Annotated in this window: 25 protein-coding genes; 15 read left to right on the top strand and 10 right to left on the bottom strand. The window is 66.0% G+C overall.

Annotated features, from left to right (window positions below):
* The first annotated feature begins 24 nt into the window (after nucleotides 1-24).
* The 5 genes from V5F77_RS11725 to lpxK all read left to right on the top strand — a co-directional run bounded on the left by V5F77_RS11725 (nucleotide 25) and on the right by lpxK (nucleotide 4,371).
* Nucleotides 25-864, top strand: a complete 840-nt coding sequence (locus V5F77_RS11725; RefSeq protein WP_429005530.1) for a 3'(2'),5'-bisphosphate nucleotidase CysQ — start codon at nucleotides 25-27, stop codon at nucleotides 862-864.
* A 25-nt stretch (nucleotides 865-889) separates the two neighbouring features.
* Entirely contained in the window at nucleotides 890-1,138 is a 249-nt protein-coding gene (locus tag V5F77_RS11720) for a DUF4170 domain-containing protein (protein ID WP_429005529.1), read from the top strand.
* A gap of 193 nt (nucleotides 1,139-1,331) precedes the next feature.
* Nucleotides 1,332-2,036, top strand: coding sequence for a lysophospholipid acyltransferase family protein (locus V5F77_RS11715; RefSeq protein WP_429005528.1), 705 nt, complete (start codon nucleotides 1,332-1,334; stop codon nucleotides 2,034-2,036).
* A complete protein-coding gene (locus V5F77_RS11710) occupies nucleotides 2,033-3,325 on the top strand; it encodes a 3-deoxy-D-manno-octulosonic acid transferase (RefSeq protein ID WP_429005527.1) in 1,293 nt (430 codons plus the stop codon). Before V5F77_RS11715 ends, V5F77_RS11710 begins: the two co-directional genes overlap by 4 nt.
* Nucleotides 3,325-4,371, top strand: a complete 1,047-nt coding sequence (gene lpxK, locus V5F77_RS11705) for a tetraacyldisaccharide 4'-kinase (RefSeq protein ID WP_429005526.1) — start codon at nucleotides 3,325-3,327, stop codon at nucleotides 4,369-4,371. The genes V5F77_RS11710 and lpxK overlap by 1 nt, the downstream gene beginning before the upstream one ends.
* Here the strand turns inward: lpxK and V5F77_RS11700 are convergent.
* Together V5F77_RS11700 and xseA are read right to left on the bottom strand one after the other, a co-directional pair.
* The gene (locus V5F77_RS11700) at nucleotides 4,331-4,561 is read right to left on the bottom strand and encodes a DUF2093 domain-containing protein (RefSeq protein ID WP_429005602.1); all 231 of its coding nucleotides are present in this window, start codon (nucleotides 4,559-4,561) and stop codon (nucleotides 4,331-4,333) included. The two genes, lpxK and V5F77_RS11700, sit on opposite strands and share 41 nt — an antisense overlap.
* Nucleotides 4,562-4,665: 104 nt before the next feature.
* The gene (gene xseA, locus V5F77_RS11695; protein WP_429005525.1) at nucleotides 4,666-6,324 is read right to left on the bottom strand and encodes an exodeoxyribonuclease VII large subunit; all 1,659 of its coding nucleotides are present in this window, start codon (nucleotides 6,322-6,324) and stop codon (nucleotides 4,666-4,668) included.
* Between the two features lie 131 nt (nucleotides 6,325-6,455).
* On the opposite strand from xseA, the gene purD reads away from it, so the two are divergent.
* On the top strand, nucleotides 6,456-7,712 hold the full coding sequence (gene purD, locus V5F77_RS11690; RefSeq protein WP_429005524.1) for a phosphoribosylamine--glycine ligase: 1,257 nt from the start codon (nucleotides 6,456-6,458) through the stop codon (nucleotides 7,710-7,712).
* An 84-nt stretch (nucleotides 7,713-7,796) separates the two neighbouring features.
* Nucleotides 7,797-8,699 carry an alpha/beta fold hydrolase gene (locus V5F77_RS11685; RefSeq protein WP_429005523.1) on the top strand — a complete coding sequence of 301 codons (903 nt, stop codon included), beginning with the start codon at nucleotides 7,797-7,799 and terminating at the stop codon, nucleotides 8,697-8,699.
* On the opposite strand, the gene V5F77_RS11680 is transcribed toward V5F77_RS11685, so the two are convergent.
* The 3 genes from V5F77_RS11680 to V5F77_RS11670 all read right to left on the bottom strand — a co-directional run bounded on the left by V5F77_RS11680 (nucleotide 8,689) and on the right by V5F77_RS11670 (nucleotide 11,035).
* Nucleotides 8,689-9,057, bottom strand: coding sequence for a DUF5368 domain-containing protein (locus V5F77_RS11680; RefSeq protein ID WP_429005522.1), 369 nt, complete (start codon nucleotides 9,055-9,057; stop codon nucleotides 8,689-8,691). The genes V5F77_RS11685 and V5F77_RS11680 overlap by 11 nt on opposite strands.
* A gap of 14 nt (nucleotides 9,058-9,071) precedes the next feature.
* Nucleotides 9,072-10,409, bottom strand: a complete 1,338-nt coding sequence (locus tag V5F77_RS11675; RefSeq protein WP_429005521.1) for an NAD(P)/FAD-dependent oxidoreductase — start codon at nucleotides 10,407-10,409, stop codon at nucleotides 9,072-9,074.
* A 191-nt stretch (nucleotides 10,410-10,600) separates the two neighbouring features.
* Entirely contained in the window at nucleotides 10,601-11,035 is a 435-nt protein-coding gene (locus tag V5F77_RS11670; protein WP_429005601.1) for a nucleoside deaminase, read from the bottom strand.
* Between the two features lie 66 nt (nucleotides 11,036-11,101).
* Here V5F77_RS11670 and V5F77_RS11665 point away from each other — a divergent pair, with 66 nt between their 5' ends.
* Both V5F77_RS11665 and rsmD read left to right on the top strand, forming a co-directional pair.
* Nucleotides 11,102-13,492, top strand: a complete 2,391-nt coding sequence (locus tag V5F77_RS11665; RefSeq protein WP_429005520.1) for a pseudouridine synthase — start codon at nucleotides 11,102-11,104, stop codon at nucleotides 13,490-13,492.
* A gap of 24 nt (nucleotides 13,493-13,516) precedes the next feature.
* On the top strand, nucleotides 13,517-14,065 hold the full coding sequence (gene rsmD, locus V5F77_RS11660) for a 16S rRNA (guanine(966)-N(2))-methyltransferase RsmD (RefSeq protein ID WP_429005519.1): 549 nt from the start codon (nucleotides 13,517-13,519) through the stop codon (nucleotides 14,063-14,065).
* On the opposite strand, the gene V5F77_RS11655 is transcribed toward rsmD, so the two are convergent.
* On the bottom strand, nucleotides 14,066-15,238 hold the full coding sequence (locus V5F77_RS11655; protein ID WP_429005518.1) for an aminotransferase class I/II-fold pyridoxal phosphate-dependent enzyme: 1,173 nt from the start codon (nucleotides 15,236-15,238) through the stop codon (nucleotides 14,066-14,068).
* A gap of 275 nt (nucleotides 15,239-15,513) precedes the next feature.
* Between V5F77_RS11655 and V5F77_RS11650 the strand changes: the two genes are divergently transcribed.
* The 5 genes from V5F77_RS11650 (at nucleotide 15,514) to accC (ending at nucleotide 20,368) form a co-directional block, all read left to right on the top strand.
* Nucleotides 15,514-16,947, top strand: a complete 1,434-nt coding sequence (locus V5F77_RS11650) for a M48 family metalloprotease (RefSeq protein ID WP_429005517.1) — start codon at nucleotides 15,514-15,516, stop codon at nucleotides 16,945-16,947.
* Nucleotides 16,948-16,977: 30 nt separating this feature from the next.
* Nucleotides 16,978-17,742, top strand: coding sequence for a DsbA family protein (locus tag V5F77_RS11645; protein ID WP_429005516.1), 765 nt, complete (start codon nucleotides 16,978-16,980; stop codon nucleotides 17,740-17,742).
* 162 nt (nucleotides 17,743-17,904) lie between these two features.
* Nucleotides 17,905-18,348 carry a type II 3-dehydroquinate dehydratase gene (gene aroQ, locus V5F77_RS11640; RefSeq protein ID WP_429005515.1) on the top strand — a complete coding sequence of 148 codons (444 nt, stop codon included), beginning with the start codon at nucleotides 17,905-17,907 and terminating at the stop codon, nucleotides 18,346-18,348.
* Nucleotides 18,349-18,409: 61 nt separating this feature from the next.
* Nucleotides 18,410-18,880, top strand: a complete 471-nt coding sequence (gene accB, locus V5F77_RS11635; RefSeq protein WP_429005514.1) for an acetyl-CoA carboxylase biotin carboxyl carrier protein — start codon at nucleotides 18,410-18,412, stop codon at nucleotides 18,878-18,880.
* Between the two features lie 123 nt (nucleotides 18,881-19,003).
* Nucleotides 19,004-20,368: an acetyl-CoA carboxylase biotin carboxylase subunit gene (accC, locus tag V5F77_RS11630; RefSeq protein ID WP_429005513.1), complete on the top strand. Its 1,365-nt coding sequence runs from the start codon at nucleotides 19,004-19,006 to the stop codon at nucleotides 20,366-20,368.
* A gap of 36 nt (nucleotides 20,369-20,404) precedes the next feature.
* On the opposite strand, the gene V5F77_RS11625 is transcribed toward accC, so the two are convergent.
* From V5F77_RS11625 to V5F77_RS11615, 3 genes are read right to left on the bottom strand one after another with little or no spacing between them, the layout of a single operon-like run.
* Nucleotides 20,405-20,839 (bottom strand): DUF1810 domain-containing protein, encoded by a 435-nt coding sequence (locus V5F77_RS11625; RefSeq protein ID WP_429005512.1) that lies wholly within the window; start codon nucleotides 20,837-20,839, stop codon nucleotides 20,405-20,407.
* A gap of 52 nt (nucleotides 20,840-20,891) precedes the next feature.
* On the bottom strand, nucleotides 20,892-22,223 hold the full coding sequence (locus V5F77_RS11620; RefSeq protein ID WP_429005511.1) for an ABC transporter ATP-binding protein: 1,332 nt from the start codon (nucleotides 22,221-22,223) through the stop codon (nucleotides 20,892-20,894).
* A gap of 11 nt (nucleotides 22,224-22,234) precedes the next feature.
* On the bottom strand, nucleotides 22,235-23,974 hold the full coding sequence (locus V5F77_RS11615) for an ABC transporter permease (protein ID WP_429005510.1): 1,740 nt from the start codon (nucleotides 23,972-23,974) through the stop codon (nucleotides 22,235-22,237).
* A 216-nt stretch (nucleotides 23,975-24,190) separates the two neighbouring features.
* Here V5F77_RS11615 and aat point away from each other — a divergent pair, with 216 nt between their 5' ends.
* A complete protein-coding gene (gene aat / locus V5F77_RS11610; RefSeq protein WP_429005509.1) occupies nucleotides 24,191-24,868 on the top strand; it encodes a leucyl/phenylalanyl-tRNA--protein transferase in 678 nt (225 codons plus the stop codon).
* Here the strand turns inward: aat and V5F77_RS11605 are convergent.
* Nucleotides 24,799-25,233: a DUF2155 domain-containing protein gene (locus V5F77_RS11605; RefSeq protein ID WP_429005508.1), complete on the bottom strand. Its 435-nt coding sequence runs from the start codon at nucleotides 25,231-25,233 to the stop codon at nucleotides 24,799-24,801. The two genes, aat and V5F77_RS11605, sit on opposite strands and share 70 nt — an antisense overlap.
* Nucleotides 25,234-25,658: the final 425 nt, after the last annotated feature.

The raw sequence follows: 25,658 nt of genomic DNA, 5'->3' as shown, positions 1-25,658 counted from the left end.
CCGCCGCCGCCTATTGCGTGCGCCATGAACCCGCCTGATCTCCCGATTGCGGCCGCCGCCTTCGAGCCGGCGATCGAGGTCCCCGCCATCGCCGCCCGGCACCTCGCAGACTCAGTCGCGGCGGCGGGCGAGATCGCGCTTGCTATGTTTCGCAACGGCGTCACGAGTTGGACCAAGGACAACAATTCACCCGTCACCGAAGCTGACATCGCGGTGGACCGGTTCCTGCGCAAGCGTCTATCCGCTTTGGCCGGCGACTATGGCTGGCTATCCGAGGAAAGCGCCGATTCCAGCGCGCGCCTTGCGGCGCGGCGGGTCTGGGTGGTCGATCCCATCGACGGGACGCGCGGTTTCATGGCTGGCGGTGCCGACTGGGTGGTCTCGGCGGCCTTGGTCGAGGACGGCCGCCCGATTGCCGGGGCCCTGTTCGCGCCAGTTTCACAAGAATTGTTCGTGGCTTCCATCGGCGGTGGGGCAACCCTTAACGGTGTCGCGATTACAGCTGGCTCGCGTATGAGCCTAGACGGCTCGACCGCCGCAGGCCCAACAGGTATTCTCGACCGCGTCGAGCGACACACGCCGCTGACACGCCCGCCGCGCCTGCGCTCGCTGGCCCTGCGGCTCGCCCGCGTAGCCACCGGCGAGTTGGATATCGCCCTCGCCCATGGCAACAGCGCCGACTGGGACATTGCGGCAGCAGACCTCATTGTACACGAGGCCGGCGGACTGCTGACCGGCCTCAATGGCATTGCCCCGCTTTATAACGCACCCAGTCCGCTACACCGGCCGCTGGTCTGCGCGGGGGCTTCGCTCCATGCCCAAACCCTCCTGCTCGCGCAGCGCGAGTTCGGGTCCGTCTCCTGACCGTCACCTGGGGAACGTCGAGATCATGACTACGTCTTCGGAACCGAAACAATTGCTGCACCTCGTTTTCGGGGGTGAACTGAAGGAACTCGGCGGCGTCGAGTTCAAGGACCTGTCCCAGGTCGACATCGTCGGCGTCTATCCCGACTATGCTAGCGCCGCCGCCGCTTGGCGGGCCAAGGCGCAACAGACGGTGGACAATGCGCTCATGCGTTATTTTGTCGTGCACATGCACCGGCTGCTGGATCCGGAAACCCATACACCTGGACAATGAAGATCCGCTGCTTGCGGCGCGGGCTGCGCACCTTGGTGCGCGGCTCACCGCTCGCCCGCTCAAGCTTGCGTTTGGCGGTATCATAGGGGTATCATTCCCAGCCCCATCCAAAGTATACCCCCTCTCAGGATGTGGGTTTGCGCAAGCTTCGGCCCGAAGCCGCGCCCACCAAGGAGCAGGACGCTTTTTGAGCATGTGGCGCCGTCTTCGCACGAATCGTGGTTTCCAGATCGCCGCCGGCACGACCTTTGCGTCCTATTTCGCGCTGGTGGCGCGTACAACGCGGTTCGTCGTCGAGCCCTCTGACATCTACGAGCGCATCGATGCGCACCTGCCGCTGATCATGACATTCTGGCACGGACAGCATTTTCTGACTCCGTTCATCATGCAGCCGCATCACAAGGCCAAGGTGCTGATCTCCCGCCATGCGGATGCGGAGATCAATGCCATCGCCGCTGAGCGGCTCGGGGTCGGCACCATCCGCGGATCCGGGGCGACCTCGCCGGGGGATTTCCATCGCAAGGGTGGCGTCTCCGCCACCTATGCGATGATCGAGACCCTGAACGAGGGCATCAATGTTGCGATGACCGCCGATGTGCCAAAGATTGCCCGCCGCGCCGGCCTCGGCGTCATCACCATCGCGCGCCATTCCGGCCGGCCGATCCTGCCGATTGCCATGGCGACGGCCAATCGCATTACACTCAAAAGCTGGGACAAGGCGAGCCTCAACCTGCCATTCGGCAAGGGCGCCGCAGTGGTGGGTGATCCGATCTTCGTCGATCGCAATGTCGATGAGGCCGGTCTGCAGGAGGCGCGGGCGCGTCTTCAGCATAGCCTGGAAGCCATAACCGCCCGCGCAGAGGCGCTGGTGGGCCGCCCACAGGGAGCGCCGGCATGAAGGGAATCCGTCTTCCGGTTCCCCTGCGCCTCTACCGGGGCGCCACATCGGCGGCGGCCGTTCTCACCATGGCCTGGCTCGGCTATCGCGTGCGCAAGGGCAAGGAAGACCCAGCGCGTTTGCCGGAACGGCGCGGCATCCCAAGTGCCGCACGGCCGCGCGGCCCGCTGATCTGGGTGCATGGCGCGAGCGTCGGCGAGATCGTCTGCGTCCTGCCGCTGATCGATCGGCTCGCCGGGCGCGGCTACGGCATTCTGCTCACCTCGGGCACACTCACCTCCAGCCGTATCGCGGCGCGGCGCGCGCACCCCTCCGTGATCCACCAATTCATGCCGCTGGATGCGCACCGCTTCATCGGTCGGTTCCTGGATCATTGGAAGCCGGACCTGGTGTTGCTGGCGGAATCCGAGCTATGGCCGAACCTCATGAGCGAACTCGGCCGCCGCAACACGCCGCTCGTCCTGGTGAACGGGCGCCTGTCGCGCCGCTCGGCGGAGCGCTGGGCCCACCTGCCCAAGAGTGCCCGCGCCCTGCTCTCGCGGGTCGACCTCTGCCTCGCCCAGAGCCGCGAGGACGCGCTGCGCTTCAAGGCCTTGGGCGCACCGCGCGTCGAGGTGGTGGGAAACCTGAAGTTCGATGCCCCTGCCCCGCCCGCCGACGCAAAGGCGCTTGACCAGATGTACGATGCCTGCGGGGGGCGGCCGATCTTCCTCGCCGCCTCCACCCACCCGGGCGAGGAAGAGATCGTGCTCGCCGCCCATCAGCGGCTGACGCAAGAGATTCCGGACCTGCTCACCATCATCGCTCCGCGCCATCCCGAGCGCGGCGCCGAAGTTCGGCTGATGGCCGAGGGCGCGCAGCTCGTCACGGTCCAGCGCAGCGACGGCTATCTCCCTGACGTCGGGACAGACATCTACATCGCCGACACCATCGGCGAACTCGGGCTGTTCTATCGCCTCTCGCCGGTGGTCTTCATGGGCGGCTCGCTGGTGCGTCATGGCGGGCAGAACCCCATCGAGCCAGCCAAGCTCGGCGCCGTGGCGCTGCACGGACCGCATGTGTGGAACTTCGGCTCACTCTACGCGAAGCTCGACGAGAAGCACGGCGCCGCCCTGGTGCAGAACGAAAGCAGCTTGGCGCAATGCGTCTCAGCGCTGCTGTTCGACGGTAGCTTGCACGCCGAAACTGCGGCGGCCGCGCGTGAAACGGTGGACAAGCTGGGCGGCGCTCTCGAGCGTACGCTCTCAGCCATCGAGCCGTATCTCCTCCACATCCGCCTCGCCCGCTGATGTTCGCCCGCGCGCCCAAGTTCTGGTCGCGCCCTGGTTCGCTGGCTGGCGCCCTGCTCGCCCCGGTGGGCTGGATGGTGGGAGCGATCACGCTGCACCGCATGGCCAAGCCCGGTGTCGGCGTCGAGGTGCCGGTGATCTGCATCGGCAATCCCACGGTCGGGGGTGCAGGCAAGACGCCGACCGCCCTTGCCGTGCTGGAGCGCTTGAAGGCGCGCGGGGCCTCTCCCTTCGCCTTGCTGCGCGGCCATGGGGGGCGAGAAGCTGGACCGCTGCGGGTCGACCCGGCGCGTCACGATGCGGCGGCGGTTGGCGATGAAGCGTTATTGCTCGCGGACGCGGCGCCCACCATCGTCTCACGGGATCGCCTTGCCGGAGCACGCCTCGCCGTCGCAAGCGGCGCCTCTCACATCGTGATGGACGACGGCTTTCAGAACCCGACCTTGCATAAGGACGCTGCCCTGCTGGTTGTGGATGGCGCGTCGGGCCTTGGAAACGGCAGGGTGCTGCCGGCCGGTCCTCTACGCGCCCCGTTCGCGGCCCAGGCCACGCGCGCCGATGCTCTGCTGCTGATCGGCACCGGGGCGCCCGGCGATTATTTGGCACGTTCTGCCAGCGACATCATGGTCCTTCGGGGACACCTCAGCGCCGATACCGGAGACGCCGCCGCGCTCCTCGGCCGCCGGCTGTTCGCCTTCGCCGGCATCGGTCGCCCGGAAAAATTCTTCCAGACCTTGCGCGCCCTCGATCTCGATGTGGCCGAGACCGAGGCCTTTCCCGACCATCACCCCTACACGCCGGGCGACCTCTCCAGGCTCCACGGGCAAGCGCAGGCTGGCGGGCTTTGCCTGGTCACGACCGCCAAGGATCTGTCGCGGTTGCGGGGAGAAAGCTTGGCACCATTACGCGCGCACGTCGAAGTTCTGCGCGTGCGGCTGGACCTCGAAGACCAAAGCCGCTTCGACGTCCTGATCGCGCAGGCGGAGGCCCGCGCCGCGCGCAGGCTCAGCCCTGGTGCTGCTGGCGAAGCTGATTCACGCGGGTAAGGACGGCCTGCGGATCGGCATAGGCCTCCTGGAGGTCGACGCTCCAATACCGCAGTTCGTCGAGCGGAATCCCCTGGCCGGTCACCGCGCAACGCACGAATGTACCGGGGCGCACGATGCGGAATTCGCCATCAAGATAGCGCAACTCGGCTTCGCCATTCCCGGCGGGAAAACGCTCGAATCTGTTCATCACGATCGAAACAAGGCCTCATCTAGCCGGAACACCATATGCCGAACCCAGCAGGTTCGAAAGGGCAGTTGCATCCATAACCGCACGCGATGGCTAAGCTAGGCTCAAGTGCCGTCGGTATCGAACAGGCTCGGCTGCGCCGCCGATTTTGAACTTGCGCGGGCGCGGGGCGATTTGGCCCGTCCGGTTGCCGGGCTGCGCGCGTCGCTATGCACATCTTGGCTCGCCTCCGGTGGCGCCGGCATGGCCGCAGATCCGCGCGCCACGGCACCAACGCGCCCATCGGCAAATTCCAGCTCCAGCACCGCGCCCGGTGCGATCAGGGATGCTGAGCGCACCGCCGCGCCGACGCCATCGCGCACCAAAGCGAAACCGCGCCTCAGGACCCCCTGGTAGGACAGAGCCACCAGCACCTGCGCCGCACCGGCCAGATGGCGCCCGCGCTCACGCAGCGCGGTGCGCACCGCGCGCAGGGACCGGCTGCCGAGCGCATCCAGCCGCTCGCGGCATCTGGCGAGATGGACGCGCTGGGCCCGCAGATTGGCGAGCCGCGCCGCCTCAAGCCGCGAACCGGCCGAAATCAGGCGCTCGCGCTTGCGCTCCACCGCGCGCAGCGCACAACGCTGCAGATTGGCACCAAGGCCAGCCACCTGATCGCCCGACCGAATAAGACGCGCCTTCAGACTGGAAGGAGACAGGCGGGCGCTCGCCTTCTGGAACTGAATGCGGTGGGCGAGCGCATTGGCGCGGAGCCCGCGCGGCAACCGGCCGGAGGCCGTATCAAGCCTTTGACGCGGAACCGCCAGCAAGGCGTCCGCCGTCGGCAGAAGCCGCACCAACCCGCGCAATTCACCCCGCCTGCGCTCCAGCAGCCGCAGGGGCGCGGCCATGAGCCGGCCACCCAGGCTTTCCACCGTAACCAATAGATCGGCCCGCACGGGCACCACCATTTCAGCGGCAGCCGTCGGGGTCGGCGCGCGCACGGCCGCGGCGAAATCGATCAAGGTCACGTCGGTCTCGTGGCCAACGGCGGAAATGAGGGGAATGGCGCTCTCGGCGGCGGCGCGCACCACCGCTTCCTCGGAGAAGCCAAGCAGATCCTCCAGGGACCCGCCGCCCCGCGCCACAATGAGGACGTCGGGGCGCGGAACCGGCCCGCCCGGCGGCAAGGCGTTGAAGCCACGGATGGCGGCGGAGACCTCGGCCGCACAGGTTTCCCCCTGCACCCGCACCGGCCATACGATGACCCGGCGTGGAAAACGGTCGGCCAGACGATGGAGAATGTCGCGGATCACCGCCCCCGTGGGGGAAGTCACGATGCCGATCACCTGCGGCAGAAACGGCAGCTTGGCCTTGCGGGCGGGATCGAACAGGCCTTCGGCCGCGAGCCGCCGCTTGCGCTCCTCCAGCATCGCCATGATGGCGCCGGCGCCGGCGAATTCGAGGGATTCGATAATGATCTGATAGCCGGACTTCCCCGGATAGGTGGTGAGCCGCCCGATGGCGATCACCTCAAGCCCTTCCTCCGGCCGCAGCTTCAGGCGCGCGAAATTGCCTTTCCACACCACGGCGTCGAGCCGGGCGCCCTCGTCCTTCAGGGAAAAATAGGCGTGGCCGGAAGAATGTGGCCCACGGTAACCGGAAATTTCTCCGCGCACGCGCACATGGCCATAGGCGTCTTCCACCGTCCGGCGGAGTGCCGCGGAGAGTTCCGAAACGCTCCATTCCGGAGCATTGGCATGGGGTTCGGGTAGTTGGACCATCGACTCACATCAGCGCATACGATCTTGGCAAGAGCATAGCGGCTTCATCTCATATGCGGCGAGCGCAATGCCGCCCTCTTGTTTGCCGGGCCGCAAGCCGATAGCGAAGTTAAAAAGGGAGATGACGCCGCATGAATGTGCTCCTGCTCGGTTCCGGTGGCCGCGAGCATGCCCTCGCCTGGAAGCTCGCGCAGAGCCCCAGCATCGGCCAGCTTTATGCCCTGCCCGGCAATCCCGGAATCGCGGACCACGCCGAATTGGTGGAGGGCATCGCGCTCTCGGCTCACGACACTTTGGTGACATGGTGCCGGAAGAACGGCATCGAGCTGGTGGTGGTCGGCCCCGAGGCGCCGTTGGTGGCTGGGCTTGTGGATCGTCTAGCCGAGGCGGGGATTCCCGCCTTCGGTCCCACCGCCGCTGCAGCACGGCTCGAAGGTTCCAAGCTGTTCACGAAAGAATTGTGCCGAGCCAACGGCATTCCCACCGCTGCGTTCGCGCGCTTCACGACGCCGGAAGCAGCCTGGGCTTATGTGACAGCAGAAGGGGCGCCCATCGTTATCAAGGCCGACGGTCTTATGGCCGGTAAGGGCGTCGTGGTGGCTTTGACGGTGGAAGAGGCCGTGGCCGCCATCGACCAGGTGTTTGCCGGCGGCGGGCAGGAAGTCTTGATCGAGGAATTCATGGAGGGCGAGGAGGCAAGCCTGTTCTGCCTCGTGGATGGGGAGACCGTGATCCCCTTCGGCAGCGCACAAGACCACAAGCGCGCTTTCGACGGAGACCTGGGTCCCAACACCGGGGGCATGGGCGCCTATTCCCCCGCCCCCGTGCTCACGGCGGAGTTGGAGGCCCGGGCGATCGCCGAGATCGTCATTCCCACCGCCCGCGCCATGGTTGCGGAGGGCACCCCCTATCGCGGCATCCTCTATGCCGGCCTCATGCTCACCTCGGCAGGGCCGAAGCTGGTGGAATATAATTGCCGTTTCGGCGATCCGGAATGTCAGGTGCTCATGCCGCGTCTGGAGAGCGATCTGTTCGAGCTGCTGAACGCCGTCGCCCACGGCAAGCTGGCCGGAGCCGCGCCGCTCTGGTCGGAGCAGAACGCCATCACAGTGGTCTATGCGAGCCGCGGCTATCCCGGCCCGCATCAAACCGGCTCGGAAATCCGCGGTATTGAAATCGCCGAAAAGGAAAACGGTGTGATCGTGTTCCAGGCCGGCACCAAGCGCTCTGGCGCCAAGCTGGTTTCCAACGGCGGCCGGGTTCTCAACGTCACCGCCACCGGCGACAGCCTGCGCGAAGCACGCGACCACGCCTATCGCGCCGCAGCTCGTATCGATTGGCCGGACGGCTTCTATCGCAACGACATCGGGTGGCGCGCGCTCGGCTGATGTCATCCCCGGCTGGACCGCGGAGGCCCTGGCCCTCGCGGATCCGCCGTGCCACCTTCGCCACCCTTGCGCGGAGCATGCGATATGTCCGATCTCGCCGATCTGTTTCCCGGCTTTTTGTCCCACAATTTGGACACGCCCGCCGGCCGCCTGTTCGCTCGTGTCGGCGGGGATGGACCGCCGCTGCTGCTGCTGCATGGCTATCCCCAGACTGGCGCCATGTGGCACCGGCTTGCCGGGGACCTCGCACAGACACATCGGCTGATTATTCCCGACCTGCCCGGCTATGGCTGGAGCGCCGCGCCCGCGCCGGGCAAGGACCATGCGCCTTATTCAAAGCGCGCGATGGGCGCCGCACTCGTGGCGCTGATGGAAAGCCTCGGCCATGCCCATTTCGCGCTGGTCGGGCATGATCGCGGGGCGCGGGTCGGCTATCGGCTGGCGCTGGACGAGCCCGGCCGGGTGGATCGGCTAGCGGTGCTGGACATCGTGCCGACGCTGACCATGTGGCACGGCATGGACCGGGCCCGCGCCATGCAGGTCTATCACTGGACCTTCCTCGCCCAGCCTCATCCGCTGCCGGAAACCCTGATTGGCGGCAACGCCCGTTATTATCTCGACCAAACCCTGGCGAGTTGGACTGCAGCGAAGGACCTCTCCGCCTTCGACCCTCGTGCCCTCGCCCATTATCGCGCGGCCTATTCATCACCCGACCATATCCGCGCCATGTGCGAGGATTATCGCGCCGGCGCCACCATCGATCTGGCCCATGACGAAGCCGATCTTGCCGCGGGGCGGATGATCGCATGTCCCGTGCTCGCGATCTGGGGCGCCCACGGCATTCCGAGCCGGGGGGCGACGCCGCTGGATGCCTGGCGGATATTCGCCCCACAGGTGCAGGGACAGGCCATCGAGGGCGGGCACTTCCTTCCCGAGGAAGCGCCGCAGGCCCTGATACAGGCCCTACTGCCCTTCCTCAGCCCGTGACCGGCTCAGCTTTCCGGGTGCCGAAGCCGAGGAGATAGAGGCCGATATAGGCGGTGATCGTGGCGCCGACCGCCCCCGCCGCCCAGATTCCTGTGGCGAGAAGCCAATCGATCGGTCCCCCCAGGTCCTCGATTCGGGAACTGGTGATCGCCATCATTAACCAGATGCCGACGAAACCACCCGCGAGGCCCACCAGCTCCGACCAGACGAGCCGGCGGGGGTCGAGGCTGCGCTCTCGCAGGAGAATGGCCAAGAAGCCCGCGAGCCCGCAGACGATGAACGCCACCAGCGGCCAGAACAGAAGGCCGAGGATTTCCTGGAAAACCGCCAGGAACACCATTGGATCCAAATCTTGCATGGTGTCTCTCCCGTTCAGGCCACGCCGCGCAGCATGGAAATGTAGGTGGGCTTCAGTGCGATCTCCTTCATGACCCAGGAAATCCAAAGCTCCTCAAGCGGAGCGATAATACCCGGAAAGGAGGGCAAGAGGTTGTTTTCGTAATCGAATTCGACGAGCATCGCCTGACCAATCCGCGTGATTAAGGGACAGGACGTGTATCCGTTATAGACGGCGTTGGAGGTGCCTCCCGAGAGGTTCGCCACCAGGTGGTCGATCGCGACGGGGACCTGCCACTTCACCGACGCAGCCGTCTTCCCCTTGGGCACGCCGGCCACGTCGCCGACGCCGAACACGTTGGGGAAGCGCTTGTGCTGCAAGGTGGAGCGGTCCACCTCCATCCAGCCATCTGCGGCGTAAGGACCAGACCTCCAGGGCAGCGGCGACTGGCGCACCGCGTCCGGCGCGCGCATGGGCGGGATGACGTTGATGAAGTCGTAGCCCAGTTCCACCGGCCCCTTGGGCGTCGTGTAAGTGGCGATCTTGCGACCGGGGTCGATCGCAGTGATTACGTGGTCATAGGCGACCTTCACGCCTCGGTCCTTGAACAGCATTCTCACCTTCTCGGAGACGATAGGCACGCTGAATAATGTCTGGTTCTGGGCCGCGTAGATCAGCTCCGCCTTGCCACGCATACCGCGCTGGCGCAGCGTGTCGTCTGTGATGAAGGTGTATTTCAGCGGCGCCCCGGCGCACTTCATTTCGGTGGCGGGGCGCCCGAAGAGCCCCACACCGCCCCGATCGGCGAAGCGCGACATCTCCTCATATGTGTCCGCCGCATAGACCGGTCCCGCATAGACGCTACCGATGCCGTCACGGCCGATCAGGGACAGCTCCATGCCGGGGATAGCGCCATAGTCGAGCTGGAGGCCCGTGGCCACCACCAGGAAATCGTAAGGCACCGCACGGCCCGACGCGGTGACGACTTTGTTGCCTACGGGATCGAATTCAGCGACCCCTTCCGTGATCCATTCGACATCGCGCGGGACATAGCTGCCGGTCTGAGAAATGGAGTAATCAGGCTTCTTGAGCCCAGCGGCGATGAGGGTGAACCCCGGTTGGTAATAATGCTCCTTGTGGGCATCGATCAGGATGATCGAAGCGCCGGACAGGCGCTTCGATAGCCGCGAAGCGGTAGCGAGCCCAGCCGCCCCGGCTCCCGCGATCACAATGCGAGCCTTGGTTGCAACGGGCGCGGCGCGCGTCTCTCCCGCAAGCAGGGCACCCGTGAGAGCCGCGCCGCCCGCGAGCAGGAACTGCCTTCTTCCCAGCGCTCCGCGAAGCCCCAAAGCCGGTTTGCCCACGTCCATCATGTCCTCCCTCCCTTTTTTGGAACCATCGCGTCATCGGCACCGCCGAAGGCCGCCTGGCCCGCACCACGTTTCCCGCCATTCCGCACCGATGGTTCCGAAACTCTAACCATAGGTAATATTCAATTTTTATAAATTCAAAATCATGAATGTTTTGGTCACAAGGCGAAACTGGGGCGTACGCACGGTCCGTCTCAGACGGACCGCCGCTCCTTGAAGAAATTGCGCAGGACTTCGGCCGCCTGCCGCTCGGCGATCCCGCCATAGACTTCGGGGGCGTGATGGCAGGTGGGCTGTGTATAAAAGCGCGGCCCGCTCTCGACGGCCCCGCCTTTTGGGTCCGGCGCGCCGTAATACAGCCTGCGGATGCGGGCGAAAGAGATCGCCGCCGCGCACATGGCGCACGGCTCCAGCGTCACATAGAGATCGCAGGACAACAGACGCTCGGCGCTGAGCACCGCCGCTCCGGCGCGCAGAACCTGCATTTCCGCGTGTGCCGTGGGATCGGAGAGTTCGCGCGTGCGGTTCCCGTCGCGAGCGACTACGGTCGAGCCGCGCACAAGCACCGCGCCGACCGGCACTTCGCCCCGTTCGGCCGCCGCACGCGCCTCATTGAGCGCCATCTGCATGAAAGTCTCGCCCAACCCGCGCTCCTGCACCTCGTGTCGCCGCACGGTTCGTGCTATCGGCCTTCCATGCCCCGTACACAACCTCCCCGCAAGGACAAGAACCGCGTCCCGCGCGACAAGCGCGCGTTGCCGCAGGCCAAGACCAATGACGCCGAGCGCGTCGCAAAGGTGATCGCACGCGCAGGCCTCGGCTCGCGGCGCGAGATCGAGACCTGGATCGAGGCCGGGCGGATCGCCGTCAACGGCATCGTCCTCACCAGCCCTGCCTTCACGGTCACCGAGAAGGACCGCATTGAGGTGGACGGACAGCCGCTGCCGGAGCGCGAGCGCACCCGCCTTTATCTCTACCATAAGCCCAAGGGGGTGGTGACCACGAACCGCGACCCGGAAGGCCGCACCACCCTGTTCGAGATCCTGCCCAAGGGCCTGCCCCGTCTGGTCAGTGTCGGCCGGCTCGATCTGAATTCCGAAGGCCTGCTGCTGCTCACCAATGACGGCGGTCTCGCCCGTGCGCTGGAATTGCCGGAGACCGGCTGGTTGCGCCGCTACCGCGTGCGCGCCAATGGGGCCATCGATCAAGCCAAGCTCGACGCGCTGCTCGGTGGCATCACCGTGGAGGGGATCGAATATGGCCCCATCGAAGCCACGCTCGATCGCGTCCAGGGTGCCAATGCCTGGATCAGCGTCTCCCTGCGCGAGGGCAAGAATCGTGAAGTGCGCAACGTGCTTGCCGCCCTTGGCATGCGGGTCAACCGGTTGATCCGCGTCTCCTACGGCCCCTTCCAGCTCGGTGAAATCCCCGAGAATGGCATTGATGAAGTGGGCACCCGCATCCTGCGCGACCAGCTCGGCGAGGAACTCGCCGCCGCCGCCGGGGTGGATTTCGATGCGCCGCTGTTCGAGCGAGAGATCGAGGAAGCGCCGCGCTTCGCACCACGGCCAGCCGATGAGGCGGATCGTTCGGGGCGGCGCGGCACCATGCGGCGTGAGGTCGTTGGCACACGGCACGATACGGACATTGAGCACCGCGGCCGCTCGCGTCATCCCCATGGCGATGGCGAGAGCGAAGGTGGAGCCTTCCGCGTGCGCAGCCGCCGCAAAGACGAGCGCGAGACCGTGAGCGCTGGAACCGTGGCCGACCGCAAGGGGCGGCAGGTAAAGGTGGAACGCTTCGTGCCGGAGCCGCAGGAAGAGCGCTTCGATCCGCGCCGCCCCGCCCGGCCTGGCGCAGGACAGAGGTTCGGAGCCCGTCCGGAGCGTGCCGAAGCGGGTCGCTTCGCCCGCACTGACGATCGTCCGCGCACCAGCCGCGCGGACGAAGGCGGCCACAAGCGCGGACCGGCGCGCTTTGCCAGAGAGGACGGCCCGCCCGCGCGCGGGCCGCGCAGGGACGGCGGTGGCGCCCCCCATAAGCCGATCTTCGGCCGCGGCCGCCCCGAGGGCACCGAAGGCGGTTTCCGCCGTGAAGGTGGCGCGGGCAAGCCTGCCGGTTTCCGCTCGGAACGTGGCGAAGGCCGCAGCAGTGAAGGCCGCAGCCGGGACGAGGGCGGATATGCGGGATCACGTCCCGCCGGCCGGCCGCGTCCGCAAGGCTCCGAAGGCGGGTTCCGCCGCGAGGGCGGCCCCGGCAAGCCCGGCGGATTCCGCGCCGAACGCGGCGAAGGCCGCAGCAGTGAAGGCCGCAGCCGGGACGAGGGCGGATATGCGGGATCGCGTCCCGCCGGCCGGCCGCGTCCGCAAGGCACTGAAGGCGGGTTCCGCCGCGAGGGCGGCCCCGGCAAGCCCGGCGGGTTCCGCACCGAGCGCCCTAAGCCCTTCAGCGCCGACAAGCCCGAGCGCGCGCCGCGCCGCGAGGCGAGCGCTGGCTATGGCGACAAGCGCGCCCCGCGCCGCGAGGAATTCGGCAGCGCGCCAAGTCGTGGCCCCAAGAGCTATGACAAGCCGCGCGATGAGGCCGGCCGTAGCCCGCGGCCCCGCACCGGGGGCTTTGCCGAGCGCGGGCGTGGCGCCGACGACGTTGGTTTCACGGGTACCCGCTCCGGCCCCGCAAAGGGGCGCAATTTTGGGGATCGCCCCCCGCGCGAGGGCGGTGATCGCAGTGGGGGCGAACGGGGCGGATTTGGCGGCGGCAAGCCCCGCGGGGCCTACGGCTCGGACAAGCCCCGCAGCTCCAGCGCACCCCGGGGCGAAGCGGGCGCGGAGCGTCCGCGTGGCGGGTTCGGCGCCGGACCCGGGCGCGATCGCCCCGCTGGCAAGGGCGGATTTGCCGGCGGCCGGCCCCGTGCGACCGAGGATGGCAGCCCGCGCACCGGCTTTCGCCCCGGCGGCAAGGCCGGTCCGGGTGGCCCGAAGCGCCCAGGTTTCGGCGGGCCCAAAAGCGGCCCGAGAAGTGGCGCTCCGAGAAGCGGCGCCCGCCCCACCGGCGGCAAGCCCTCAGGCCCGCGCAAGCGGGACTGAGGCGCAGCCCTAGAGTAACGCAGCATGCGCATCGTCGGCGGCCTTCATCGCGGACGGGTTCTCAAGACCCCGTCCGGCAACGCCACGCGGCCCACCACGGACCGACTGCGCGAGGCCCTCTTCAATGTGCTCGCCCATGCCTATGACGATGCGGCAGACGGCGCACGCGTGCTCGATTTGTTTGCTGGCACCGGCGCACTCGGTCTGGAGGCGCTCTCGCGCGGGGCGGCTTTCGCCCTGTTCGTGGAGGATGCGGTAGAGCCACGCGCGCTGATCCGCGCGAATGTTGAGATGCTGGGGCTCACCGGCGTGACCCGCATTTTTCGCCGCGATGCCACCAAACTCGGCGCCCTGGGGCCGGGCGAGCCCTATTCCCTGGTGTTTGCCGATCCTCCCTATGACAAGGGCCTCGCCGAGCTGGCCCTGGCCTCGGCGCGCACCGGCGGCTGGCTTGCGCCCGGCGCCCTGGTGGTGGTGGAAGAGAAGGCCGGCGCCTTCGTCGCGCCGGAAGGTTTTACGGAGCTTGAGCGCCGCCGCTATGATGAAACCGAGCTGACAATCCTCAGCGCCTGATTATTCCCCTTTCAAAAAGGCGCCGATGCGCTCCACCGCCTCGCGCATATCCGGCGCTGAGCCCGCGTAGGAGAAGCGCAGGAACTGGCGGCCTCGAAACGGATCGAAATCCACCCCCGGCGTCGCGGCCACCTGCACTGCGTCCAGCATGCGCGAGGCGAAGGCGGCGGAATCGCCGGTGAAGGCGGCGGAATCGCCGGTGAAGGCGGAAACATCCGCATAGAGATAGAAGGCGCCGTCGACCGGCAGGAAGTGCGCAAGGCCCACGCGCGGTAGACCCTCGACGAGAATGCGCCGGTTCTCCTCATAGCCATGCTTGACCGCCTCCATCTCCGCTCGCCCGTCAAACGCCGCCTCGGCGGCAATCTGCGACAAGGTCGGTACCGAGATGGAGAAATTCTGCTGCAGCCGCTCCATGGTGCGCGACAGGCCGGGGGGAACCACCATCCAGCCGACCCGCCAGCCGGTCATGCAGAAATATTTCGAGAAGGAATTGATGACCACCGCATCCTCCGCGATCTCGACCGCGCTTACAGCCGGAAAGGCGTAATCGAGGCCGTGATAGATCTCGTCTGAAACGAAGCGCAGGCCGAGGTCACGCGCACACCCCATCAAAGCCGAGAGCGCCGCGCGGTCCATCATGGTGCCGGTGGGATTGGCCGGGCTCGCCACCAACACGCCCTTCAGCGGCTTTTCCCGATGCGCGGCCATGAGCCGTTCCGGAGTCAGGGCGAATCGATCCTCGGCGCGGGTCTCGATCAGCACCGGCTCGCAGCCGAGCGCGGAAAGCACATGCCGATAAGGCGGATATCCCGGTGCGGCGATGGCGACCCTGTCCCCCGGCTCGAACAGCGCTAGGAACGCCAGGATAAAGCCGCCTGAGGACCCGTTAGTGACAACGACCCGCTCGGGATCGAGGGCGAGACCATGGGTCTCGTCATAGTGGCGGGCGATGCGCGCGCGCAGCGTCGGAATGCCGAGCGCCGCCGTATATCCCACCTGCCCCGCCTGAAGCGCCGCCGCAGCAGCACTGCGCGCTGTGAGCGGCGCCGGAGCCGCGGGTTGGCCAACTTCCAGATGGATCACCCGTGCGCCCGCCCGCTCCAGGCGCGCGGCATGCTCCATCACGTCCATCACGATGAAGGGAGCCACCGCGCTGCGTCGGGACGCCATCTCAAATTCCAAGGGGTGACCCATCTTTCAATCCTGCCTTGAGGCGCGCCAGCCATCGCCGCGACTCGCGCACCGCCGCGCTCGCGCCGCAATCACACGTTGGGTAAGCGCATGTCGCCCCAACGTGAACGGGGGTGCATTGACCGCAACCGCCGGCCCGTGTTCCTTCGTCTCGTATCGCGCCGGCCTGCACCCGCCAAGGGGATAGGGCGGCCATTTCGAGCATGCGGGCATCGCTGCTCATGGGCTAAGACGAAAGAGAGCATGCGCGTTCGATGAGCTTGACGGCCACTTTCCCTCGTTCCGTGTCCGGCGCCGTGCGGCGTCTTGCGGGTGCGTCCGGACATGGCCTCGCCCTGCTCGCCATTGCCCTTCTCCCAGCGCCGTCGGCGTTGGCCCAGGAAAGTTCGGCTCGGCCCCGCACCCAGATCATCCGCGACGCCGAGATTGAGGAATTGCTGCGCGATTATACGCGGCCGATCCTGAAGACCGCAGGGCTCACCCAGCAGAATGTGGAAGTCGTCCTGATCGGCGACCGCAGCTACAATGCCTTTGTGGCCGACGGAAAACGCATCTTCGTCAATGTCGGTGCCCTGATGGATTCGGAAACGCCGAACCAGATCATCGGCGTGCTCGCCCATGAGACGGGACATATCGCAGGTGGGCACCTTGCCCGCATGCGAGAGCAACTTGCCGGCGCCCAGACCATGGCGATCGTGGGCATGCTCTTGGCCGGCGCCGGGGTGGCAGCGGGGGCAGCCACCGGATCGAGCGGGCTCGCAAGCGCCGGTGCCGGCGCGATGACAGCCCCGCAGGAGATGATCCGTCGTTCGCTGCTCTCCTATCAGCGCGGCGAGGAACAGGCGGCCGATCGCTCGGCTGTGAAATATCTCAATGCCACGCAGCAGTCCGCAAAGGGCATGCTTGAAACGTTCCAGCGGTTTCAGAACGAGCAATTGTTCATCAGCCAGCGGATCGATCCCTATCTGCTTAGCCATCCGATGGCGCGCGAGCGCATCGCCGCGCTGGAAGAATTGGCAAAGGCCAGCCCCTATTACAATGCCAAGGATCCCGCTGCCCTTCAGGCACGCCACGACATGATGCGGGCCAAGCTCAACGGCTTCATGGAGCGGCCGGAAGTCGTTTATCGCCGCTACCCGCCTTCGGACACATCGCTGCCTGCGCAATATGCACGTGCTATTTCCGCCTACCGTTTCGGCAATGTGAACGACGCGGTCGCCAAAATCGACGCCCTTTCGGCCAAACAGCCCAAAAACCCCTACTTCCTTGAGCTAAAAGGACAGGCGCTACTGGAGGCAGGCCGGGCCGGCCAAGCCGTGGCACCACTCAAGCAGGCGGTGAGCATGACCAATGGGAATCCTCTCATCCGCTCCATGCTGGGGCAGGCGCTCGTGCAGTCCGGCAATCCGGCCTATAATGATGAGGCAATCCGCGAATTGTTATTCGCAACGCAGCGAGACCCCGATTCTGCCTCCGGCTGGCGGTCCCTATCTCAGGCCTACGGTCGCAAGGGAGATCTTGCGAACGCTGATTTCGCCGCCGCCCAAGCCGCCCTTGCCTCGGGCGATTTCAAGACCGCGCGGGAACTGGCAGCCCGCGCCCGTAACCGATTCCCCCAAGGGTCCCCAGGGTGGTTGAAATCTGACGACATCGTTAATTCCAAGCCACCCGCCACTGCCCAGCGTTAACAGGCGCTGTTTATAAAACTGGAGATTTAAATGCTGTCCCGCCTTGGCCCGCGCGCCGCTCTTGCCGCCTTCGCCGCGCTTGCGCCGGCCCTGGCCACCATCACCCCTGCTGCAGCCTTCACCGACGCAGAGAAGGCTGAGATGGGGCCGATCATCCGAGACTATCTGCTCAAGAATCCCGAGGTGCTCCAGGAAGCCATCACGGTTCTGGAAACCCGCCAGCAGCAGGCCGAGAACGCCGGGCGCAAAGACGCTCTCAAGGCGATGAAGGATCTGGTCTTCAACAGTCCGCGCGGCGTGGTGGTCGGCAATCCCAAGGGCGACGTCACCCTGGTGGAGTTCTTCGATTACAATTGCGGCTATTGCAAACATGCGCTCAGCGACATGAATACGCTGATCAAGGCCGACCCGAACCTCAAGGTTGTCCTGCGTGAATTCCCGGTCCTCGGCCCGGCGTCCGTGGAGGCGGCCCAGGTAGCTGTGGCGGTCCGCATGGTCGCACCGGAGAAGTACCTTGCCTTCCACCAAGCCCTGCTGGGCGGAAAGGGCCAAGCCGACCGCGCACGTGCGCTGGCCGTGGCGAAGGAGGTTGGCATCGACCCGGCGCTGCTCCAAAAGCAGGCCACCTCGCCGGAGCTCAACGCGACGCTCGATGAAAGCATGAAGATCGCGCAGGCCCTTGGCCTGAACGGGACGCCCAGCTTCATTGTCGGCGACGACGTGATCGTCGGCGCAGTGGGTGCGGACAAGCTCAAGGTGGCGATCGACGCTGCCCGCAAGCCCGTCGCCAATTGAGGCATCAGGTCCCCCGGCATCCAACTGCGCCTCGCCGACGCGCCGCATCCCGTGCGGCGCGCTTCGGCAGTGTATTGCGTGCAACGGCGCTTTTCATGTCGCACGGGGACCCCTATAACGCCGGGGCCCGGCTTGGCCGGGTTCACGGATAAACGGTCAGGGATGCCCGACACCATCCACGTCCTGAACGGACCCAATCTCAATCTGCTCGGCACGCGGGAACCCGCGATATATGGCGCTGCGACGCTCGCGGACGTCGAGGCCCTGTGCCGCGCCGCCTGCGACAGCCATGGGCTGGAGCTCGTGTTTCGCCAGACCAACCACGAGGGCACGCTGGTGGAGCATATCCAGGAGGCGCGCGGCGCCTTCGGCATCGTGCTGAACGCGGCGGCATATACCCATACCTCGGTCGCGGTGCGCGACGCCATTGGCGGTTGCGGCGTGCCAACGGTGGAAGTGCATCTTTCCAACGTGTTCGCCCGCGAAGAATTCCGCCACCATTCCTATATTTCCCCGGTTGCGCGCGGGGTGATCTGCGGCTTTGGCCCGCAGAGCTACGTGCTCGGCATCGCGGCCCTCGCCACAGGCCGGACCAAACCCGCATGACCCGCACGAATATCCGCAAGGAGCCCTTGTGCGGCCGCCCAGGCCACACGATCGCAGGACCATGATGAAACCCACCAAACCCCCCATCGACACCGCGCTGGTGCGTGAAATCGCCAAGCTTCTCTCGGAAACCGACCTGACCGAGATCGAGGTCCAGCAGGACGCGTTGCGCATCCGTGTGGTGCGCACGCCGGCGCCGGTAACCATTGCCGCACCGCCTTCGAACTATACGTCGGCGCCTGCCGCAACGGTGGAAGCACCCGCAGCGGCCGCTGCTGCGACAGACTTCTCAAAGCATCCCGGCGTGCTGTCCTCGCCCATGGTCGGAACGGCCTATCTCGCCTCCGAACCGGGCGCCGCCCCGTTTGTCGAGCTTGGAGCGGTGGTCAAGGAAGGCCAGACGGTTCTGATCATCGAGGCCATGAAGACCATGAACGCCATCCCCGCGCCGCACGCCGGGACGGTGACGCGCATTCTGGTGGAGAACGGCCAGCCTGTGGAATATGGCGAGCCTCTGATCGTCATCGAGTGAGTTGGAGCGCGTGAGCTTGGCGCGGAGGCGCTGGGCTGACCCGGGTGACCAGGACTGCCCCGATCCGCGCGCCGCTGCGCGGACGGGCCAAAAATAGTTTCAGGTGAAAGCAGGCATCCTCAGATGTTCCAGAAAATCCTGATCGCCAATCGCGGCGAGATCGCCTTGCGCATCCTGCGGGCCTGCAAGGAATTGGGGATCGCCACCGTCGCCGTGCATTCAACCGCCGATGCCGACGCAATGCACGTTCGCCTTGCAGACGAGAGCGTATGCATCGGCCCTCCTGCCGCGCGCGACAGCTATCTCAACATTCCCTCCCTGCTGGCCGCCTGCGAGATCACCGGTGCCGACGCGGTGCATCCCGGCTACGGATTCCTGGCCGAGAATGCGCGGTTCGCCGAGATCCTGGCGGACCACAAGATCCATTTCATCGGCCCCAAGGCGGAGCATATCCGCATCATGGGCGACAAGATCGAGGCCAAGCGCACCGCCCAGCGGCTCGGCATTCCGGTCGTCCCCGGCTCGGAAGGTGGCATCCATTCGGATGAGGAGGCGCACCGCGTCGCTAAGGAGATCGGCTTTCCGGTCCTGGTGAAGGCAGCAGCCGGCGGGGGTGGCCGTGGCATGAAGGTGGCGATGACCGAGGAGGATCTCTCCACGGCGCTGTCCACCGCCCGCACCGAGGCCAAGGCCGCCTTCGGCGATGACGCGGTTTATCTGGAGAAATACCTCTCGACACCGCGCCACATCGAGATCCAGGTGCTCGGCGACGGCAAGGGCCATGCGGTGCATCTCGGAGAGCGCGATTGCTCGCTCCAGCGCCGGCACCAGAAGGTGTGGGAGGAAGCCCCTTCCCCGGCCCTCACAGCCGAGCAGCGCACGCAGATCGGCGAGACCGTGGCCAAGGCCATGCGCGAGCTGCAGTATCTCGGCGTCGGCACGGTGGAATTCCTGTATGAGAACGGGCAGTTCTATTTCATCGAGATGAACACCCGGATCCAGGTCGAGCACCCGGTGACCGAGATGGTGACCGGCATCGATCTCATCAACGAACAGATCCGCGTCGCCGCCGGCGAGCCGCTTACCATTACCCAGGCCGATGTGGTGATCGAGGGTCATTCCATCGAATGCCGGGTGAATGCCGAGCATCCCAGCACGTTCCGCCCCTCTCCTGGGCGCATCACGCACTATCATGTGCCGGGCGGGCTGGGCATCCGCGTGGATAGCAACGCCTATCAGGGCTATGTCATCCCACCACACTACGATTCCCTGGTGGGCAAGCTGATCGTCCACGGAAAAACCCGTTCCGAATGCCTCAACCGCCTGCGCCGCGCGCTAGACGAATTCGTAGTCGACGGCATCGATACCACCTTGCCGCTGTTCCGCGTGCTGGTGCGCACCCACGACATCGCGGAAGGCAAGTACGACATCCACTGGCTGGAGCATTTCCTGGCCGAGGGCGAAGGCTCCGACAAGCCGGCACGCTGAGCGCCACACGCACGGCCGGGCCGATCGCCCGGCCGCTCAGTCGGACCCGAGCAGAGCGAGCGTCGCCGGATCCGGAAGCCCGCCGAAATGCCGCTGCAGCGCCGCGTGGAACACGCTGTCGCCCGCCCCTGCCGCCTTGGCGAACAAGGTCATGCAGGAGTGGAATTTCAGATCGTCGGGCGTGCCAAAAATAGCCGAAATGCTGCGTCCGTCCTGGGCCTCCGCCGCCTGCGTGCAGGCGATGAGACGGGCACCGAGCACGGGGTGCGCCAGATAGGCGCGCGCTTCCGCCAGGGATGAGATGCCGTAGAAATCGGCTGTGGGCGAATGCCCAAGCCCGCGCATCTGCGGAAATACGAACCACATCCAATGGCTGCGCTTCCGCCCGGCCCGAAGCTCGGCCAGCACCTGCTCGATCACGCCGTCCTGCGCTTCCACGAAGCGGGCGAGGGAAACTCTATCCTGTGCCATGCGCCCTCCTGCTTTGAGGGCGCGGGCTCTGCGTCACGGCTCGGCCGCCCGCTCAATCCTCCTCGCCCAGACTGAACTGCTGCACCTGCTCGTCATAGGCAAAGCTCTCGCCATAGCGCGCCCAGGTGATGACTGCGCGTAGCGACTCGTCGGCAAATTCCTCGGACATATGGTCTTCCAGCTCATCCTCGAAACGCGACCAGGGCGCCTTGTGGCTCGGCCGCTCCTCCAGCACGTGGCGGATGTGGGCGGCAAGCGGCACGTGGGCGAGCAGATGCTTGGAGAACAATTCCTTGCGGTCGTCCACGTCGGCCTCGACGAACTGCCGCCCCGCCTCAGTAAGTAGGATATCGCCGCTCTCCACATCGGCGAAGCGCAGCATCTGAAGCGTTTCCGCAATCGGGAACAGCGCGTCCGCCGGCATGTTGAGGTTATCCGCCAGCGCCGGCAGATCTGCGCGTCCGTTATAGGGCGCGTCGGTGAGTTCCTCGAGTAAGCCGGCGAGCACGTTGGTTGAGACGGCCGTGAGCGGCGTGGTGATGGTGATCTCATGGCCCCGGCTGGCGCCGGGCTTGTTCAACTCGGCGCCGGGCCCATCGCGATTGGTCATGCGTGAATAGATCTCTTCCACCAAAGCGCGAAAATCCGGCGCCAGTCGATCGCGCGGATGGGCAAGCGGGATAGGCATCTCATGCGCCACCCGGCCCGGATTGGAGGAAAAGATCAGGACTCGGTCGCACATCAGCACCGCTTCCTCGATATTGTGGGTGACGATGAGGATCGACTTGATCGGCAACGCACCCTCGGTCCACAGATCGATGATGTCGGTGCGCAAGGTTTCGGCGGTCAGCACGTCGAGGGCCGAGAAGGGCTCGTCCATCAGCATCAGGCGCGGATGCACGACGAGGGCGCGGGCGAACCCCACGCGCTGGCGCATGCCGCCTGACAATTCCTTGGGATAGGCGGTCTCAAAGCCGCCGAGGCCAATCAGATCGATGGCCTGCTCGGCGCGGCGGCGGCGCTCGGCCACCTCGATGCCGATGGCCTCCAGGCCAATTTCAACATTCTGCAGCACGGTGAGCCAGGGGAAAAGGGCGAAGGTCTGGAACACCATGGAAATGCCCTGGGCCGGCCCGTCCAGCTTGCGGCCACACCAGGTCACCTCGCCCGACACCGGCGCCGCGAGGCCGGAAATGATCCGCAGCAATGAGGATTTGCCCGAGCCCGAGCGGCCGAGGAGGCCGACGATCTCCCCCTCCTGGATGGCGAGCGAAACGTCGTCCAGCACCAGGAAGCGGTTGTTGTCGCTCTTGCGGTACGCCTGCACCACATGGGACACCGACAGCATGGGCGTGGTGGCGACCGGGGTCGTGATTTCGAGCATGAGAGGTCTCCTCAGTCGAGCCGCAGGCGGCGGGCCGCGAAGGTGAACAGGGGTCGCCACAAGACGCGGTTGAAGGCGATGACGTAGAGCGACATGACCGCAATGCCGAGCGTGACGCGCGGGAAATCGGCGGCAGTCGTAGCGTCCGCGATAAAGGCTCCAAGCCCCTCGGCGCGCAGCGTCGTGTCGCCCCAGCTCGCAACCTCGGCGACGATACTTGCGTTCCAGGAGCCGCCGCTCGCGGTCAGCGCGCCGGTGACATAATACGGAAACACGCCTGGCAGGATCACTTTGGTCCACCAGTGCCAGCCGCGGATGTGAAAGGCGGACGCCGCCTCACGCATGTCGCCTGGGAACGCGCTGGCGCCGGCGATCACATTGAACAGGATGTACCACTGGGTGCCCAGGATCATCAGCGGCGAGAGCCAGATGTTCGGGTCGAGCCCCAGCGCCACGATGCCCACGACGGCGAACGGAAACACGATGTTCGCCGGGAACGCCGCGAGGAACTGGGCCAGCGGCTGCACCGCGGTCGCCACCTTCGGATTGAGGCCGATCCACACCCCGACCGGAACCCAGACCAGCGAGGCGAGGAAAATCAGCACCACCACGCGCAGCAAGGTGAGGAAGCCGAGATAGAGAACGTGCAGCACCTCGCCGCCTTCCACCTCGGTGGCGACGAACGCGACGATCACCCACAGGCTGTAGAGCGCGGCGGCGATCACCAGGCTTGCCCAGATACGGTCCATGGTGCGGCTGCCCCAGGCGCTGTGCACCTTGCGGGGCACACGCACCGGCGCGCGCAGTGGCATGCGCCCGAGCGCGCGGGCAAGGCTGCCCAGGGGCGAGAGCACGATGCGGAAATAATGCGCCCGCTTGACCAGATCGAGCACCCAGGAACGAGGCGGCGGCCCGCCAGCCGCCTGCTCGAAGCGGAACTTCTCCGCCCACGCCACCAGCGGACGGAACAGCACCTGATCGTACAGTAGGATGATCACCAGCATGGCCAGCACGGCATAGGCGACGGCCGCGATATCCCGGTCGGCGATGGCAGTGGCCACATAAGCGCCGATGCCCGGCAGGGTGATGGTGGTATTTCCCACCGAGATCGCTTCCGAGGCCACCACGAAGAACCAGCCGCCGGACATGGACATCATGGTGTTCCACACCAGCCCCGGCATGGAAAACGGCACTTCCAGCCGCCAGAAGCGCTGCCAGCCGGTGAGGCCGAAGCCGTCGCACACCTCCTCCAGGTCGCGCGGCAAGGTCTTCATCGACTGGTAGAAGCTGAAGGTCATGTTCCAGGCTTGGCTGGTGAAGATGGCGAACACCGCCGCCAGTTCCACCCCCAGCACCTGGCCGGGGAACAGGCCCATGAAGAACACCACGGTGAAGGATAGAAATCCCAGCACCGGCACCGACTGGAGAATATCGAGGATCGGGATCAGCACCATTTCGGCGCGCCGGCTTTTTGCGGCGATGGCGCCATAAATGAAGGTGAACACCAGCGAGGCGACGATCGCCGCGAGCATGCGCAGCGTGGTGCGCAGGGCATATTCCGGCAGCATCGCCGGATCGAGCGAGATCGGCGTCTGCTGCAATTGCGCGATCGGAACCAGGGTCTCCTGCGTGCCGTGGGTGAACAGCGCGAACAGGGCGAAGATCACCGCGAAGGCAAAGATATCGAAGATCGAGAACCGGTGCTGCCGCACGGGATTGGGCTCGTTTCCACCAGTGAGCTGAAGAAGCATGGCAGATCCACCGCGTAGAAGAAGACGCAAGCGGTTCACGCCCCGGTGAACCCTCGACGGCAGTTAGCGCGACCGGATGACAAATGCACTACGCATTCGCGGCAGGATTAATATGAAGGCGACATGCCGCACCGGGCCGCTCCTCGCGGCTCGCATGGGCGCAGGGCGGCAAAGCGCCACATCCTCGCTCAAGTTATATGCTCCTTCAATAGACCTATGAGCCGCCCCACCGAACCGATTGTCGAAATCACCCCGGACGTGCTGCTGAAGGCCTATGCCTGCGGCATCTTTCCCATGGCTGAGAGCGCTGACGATCCCGGCCTTTATTGGATCGAGCCGGAACGGCGCGGCGTCTTTCCGCTCGACGGGTTGAAGGTCTCCTCGCGCCTTGCCCGCACCATCCGTTCGGACAAGTTCGAAATCCGCATCGACCATGATTTCAATGGCGTGATCGGCGGCTGCGCCGCTCCGCAGGACGGGCGCGCCAAGACCTGGATCAACGCCCGGATCCGGCGGCTCTACGGCGAACTATTCGCGCGCGGCCGCTGTCACACGGTGGAGGCTTGGCGCGACGGCCGGCTGGTGGGCGGGCTCTATGGCGTGCGGCTCGGCGGTGCCTTCTTCGGCGAGAGCATGTTCCACATAGAGCGCGATGCCTCGAAGGTCGCGCTGGTGCATCTGGTGGCGCGGCTGAGGGCCGGCGGCTTCCGCCTGCTGGATACCCAGTTCGTGACCAGCCACCTGGAAAGCCTCGGTGCCATCGAAATCAGCCGGCGCCAATATCATCGCCAGCTCGAGCAGGCGCTGGAGGTGGAAGGCGACTTCTACTTCTGGCCCGCGGCTTTGCCGGTGGCAGGGGCGGTGGCCTTGCAGTCGGTCAGCCAGACATCATAGACGGGATGCTCCACCCCATGCAGACCCGGGCTGGATGCGAACATCCACCCCGTAAAGATCCGCTTCGCCTCGCCCTTCAAGGTGATCTCGTTAACTTCGGTGAAGCTGGTGGTGTTTTGCGTCTCCGTCGGCGGGCGCGTGTAGCACACGCGGGGTGTCACCTGCAGGGCGCCGAACTGAACCGTCTCGCCAATGCCCACTTCGAACGAGGTGATGCGGCCGGTGATCTTGTCCAGCCCGGCATATACCGCAGTTCGATTGGCGATGTGTTCGGGTGGAGGCTGCACCACCACCATATCACCCGTGTCGCCTGCCGCGGAGGGCGTTCCCGCAGCCGGAGGCTGTGCAATTGTGGGGGCGGGCATCTGGCCCTGTCCGGGCGGGCGCGGCGACCCCGGAGGTGGCAGTTGCGGTGCAGAGGGCCGCTGCACGGACCCGGCGGGGGACGGTGAGGTAGACGTTCCGAAACCGGACGGGGGAGCCAGCGGTGCTGATTCGATGCCGCTGCGGTTCTGAGCAAATGCAGGCGCGATCATCACGCATAGCCCGAGGGCAAGGCCGAGAGCAGCAGCGCCTGCCTGTCCGGCGCCCGCCGCTGCGGCATGCGTCAACGACGACCCTTGGAACAGCCGACGCGGCTCAAATTGGACATTGACCATGAAAACGCAAACCCGAACGTGCCAAGGGGTGGGCCCGTTCCGAAACGTCCATGTGCAAAAAGGAGAGGGGGCGCAAAAAAGACCGTCCTCCCGATGCACACGGCACGGCACGGCGCGCCCAACTCCTTGCT

This window comes from Roseixanthobacter psychrophilus (assembly GCF_043195195.1).
Lineage (GTDB): Bacteria > Pseudomonadota > Alphaproteobacteria > Rhizobiales > Xanthobacteraceae > NCEH01.
The sequence above is the reverse complement of the archived record's forward strand: the minus strand, read 5'-3'. Positions and strand labels throughout refer to the sequence as shown.

What these genes read in the sequence shown, in the direction of transcription:
- V5F77_RS11650 (WP_429005517.1), top strand. Translation starts at nt 15,514, where the DNA reads ATGAGCTTGACGGCCACTTTCCCTCGTTCCGTGTCCGGCGCCGTGCGG.
- accB (WP_429005514.1), top strand. Translation starts at nt 18,410, where the DNA reads ATGATGAAACCCACCAAACCCCCCATCGACACCGCGCTGGTGCGTGAA.
- V5F77_RS11725 (WP_429005530.1), top strand. Translation starts at nt 25, where the DNA reads ATGAACCCGCCTGATCTCCCGATTGCGGCCGCCGCCTTCGAGCCGGCG.
- V5F77_RS11720 (WP_429005529.1), top strand. Translation starts at nt 890, where the DNA reads ATGACTACGTCTTCGGAACCGAAACAATTGCTGCACCTCGTTTTCGGG.
- V5F77_RS11605 (WP_429005508.1), bottom strand. Translation starts at nt 25,233, where the DNA reads ATGCCCGCCCCCACAATTGCACAGCCTCCGGCTGCGGGAACGCCCTCC.
- V5F77_RS11620 (WP_429005511.1), bottom strand. Translation starts at nt 22,223, where the DNA reads ATGCTCGAAATCACGACCCCGGTCGCCACCACGCCCATGCTGTCGGTG.
- V5F77_RS11710 (WP_429005527.1), top strand. Translation starts at nt 2,033, where the DNA reads ATGAAGGGAATCCGTCTTCCGGTTCCCCTGCGCCTCTACCGGGGCGCC.
- V5F77_RS11675 (WP_429005521.1), bottom strand. Translation starts at nt 10,409, where the DNA reads ATGATGGACGTGGGCAAACCGGCTTTGGGGCTTCGCGGAGCGCTGGGA.
- V5F77_RS11670 (WP_429005601.1), bottom strand. Translation starts at nt 11,035, where the DNA reads ATGCAGATGGCGCTCAATGAGGCGCGTGCGGCGGCCGAACGGGGCGAA.
- xseA (WP_429005525.1), bottom strand. Translation starts at nt 6,324, where the DNA reads ATGGTCCAACTACCCGAACCCCATGCCAATGCTCCGGAATGGAGCGTT.
- aroQ (WP_429005515.1), top strand. Translation starts at nt 17,905, where the DNA reads ATGCCCGACACCATCCACGTCCTGAACGGACCCAATCTCAATCTGCTC.
- accC (WP_429005513.1), top strand. Translation starts at nt 19,004, where the DNA reads ATGTTCCAGAAAATCCTGATCGCCAATCGCGGCGAGATCGCCTTGCGC.
- V5F77_RS11645 (WP_429005516.1), top strand. Translation starts at nt 16,978, where the DNA reads ATGCTGTCCCGCCTTGGCCCGCGCGCCGCTCTTGCCGCCTTCGCCGCG.
- V5F77_RS11625 (WP_429005512.1), bottom strand. Translation starts at nt 20,839, where the DNA reads ATGGCACAGGATAGAGTTTCCCTCGCCCGCTTCGTGGAAGCGCAGGAC.
- V5F77_RS11715 (WP_429005528.1), top strand. Translation starts at nt 1,332, where the DNA reads ATGTGGCGCCGTCTTCGCACGAATCGTGGTTTCCAGATCGCCGCCGGC.
- V5F77_RS11655 (WP_429005518.1), bottom strand. Translation starts at nt 15,238, where the DNA reads ATGGCGTCCCGACGCAGCGCGGTGGCTCCCTTCATCGTGATGGACGTG.
- V5F77_RS11615 (WP_429005510.1), bottom strand. Translation starts at nt 23,974, where the DNA reads ATGCTTCTTCAGCTCACTGGTGGAAACGAGCCCAATCCCGTGCGGCAG.
- lpxK (WP_429005526.1), top strand. Translation starts at nt 3,325, where the DNA reads ATGTTCGCCCGCGCGCCCAAGTTCTGGTCGCGCCCTGGTTCGCTGGCT.
- V5F77_RS11700 (WP_429005602.1), bottom strand. Translation starts at nt 4,561, where the DNA reads ATGAACAGATTCGAGCGTTTTCCCGCCGGGAATGGCGAAGCCGAGTTG.
- rsmD (WP_429005519.1), top strand. Translation starts at nt 13,517, where the DNA reads ATGCGCATCGTCGGCGGCCTTCATCGCGGACGGGTTCTCAAGACCCCG.
- aat (WP_429005509.1), top strand. Translation starts at nt 24,191, where the DNA reads ATGAGCCGCCCCACCGAACCGATTGTCGAAATCACCCCGGACGTGCTG.
- purD (WP_429005524.1), top strand. Translation starts at nt 6,456, where the DNA reads ATGAATGTGCTCCTGCTCGGTTCCGGTGGCCGCGAGCATGCCCTCGCC.
- V5F77_RS11685 (WP_429005523.1), top strand. Translation starts at nt 7,797, where the DNA reads ATGTCCGATCTCGCCGATCTGTTTCCCGGCTTTTTGTCCCACAATTTG.
- V5F77_RS11665 (WP_429005520.1), top strand. Translation starts at nt 11,102, where the DNA reads ATGCCCCGTACACAACCTCCCCGCAAGGACAAGAACCGCGTCCCGCGC.
- V5F77_RS11680 (WP_429005522.1), bottom strand. Translation starts at nt 9,057, where the DNA reads ATGCAAGATTTGGATCCAATGGTGTTCCTGGCGGTTTTCCAGGAAATC.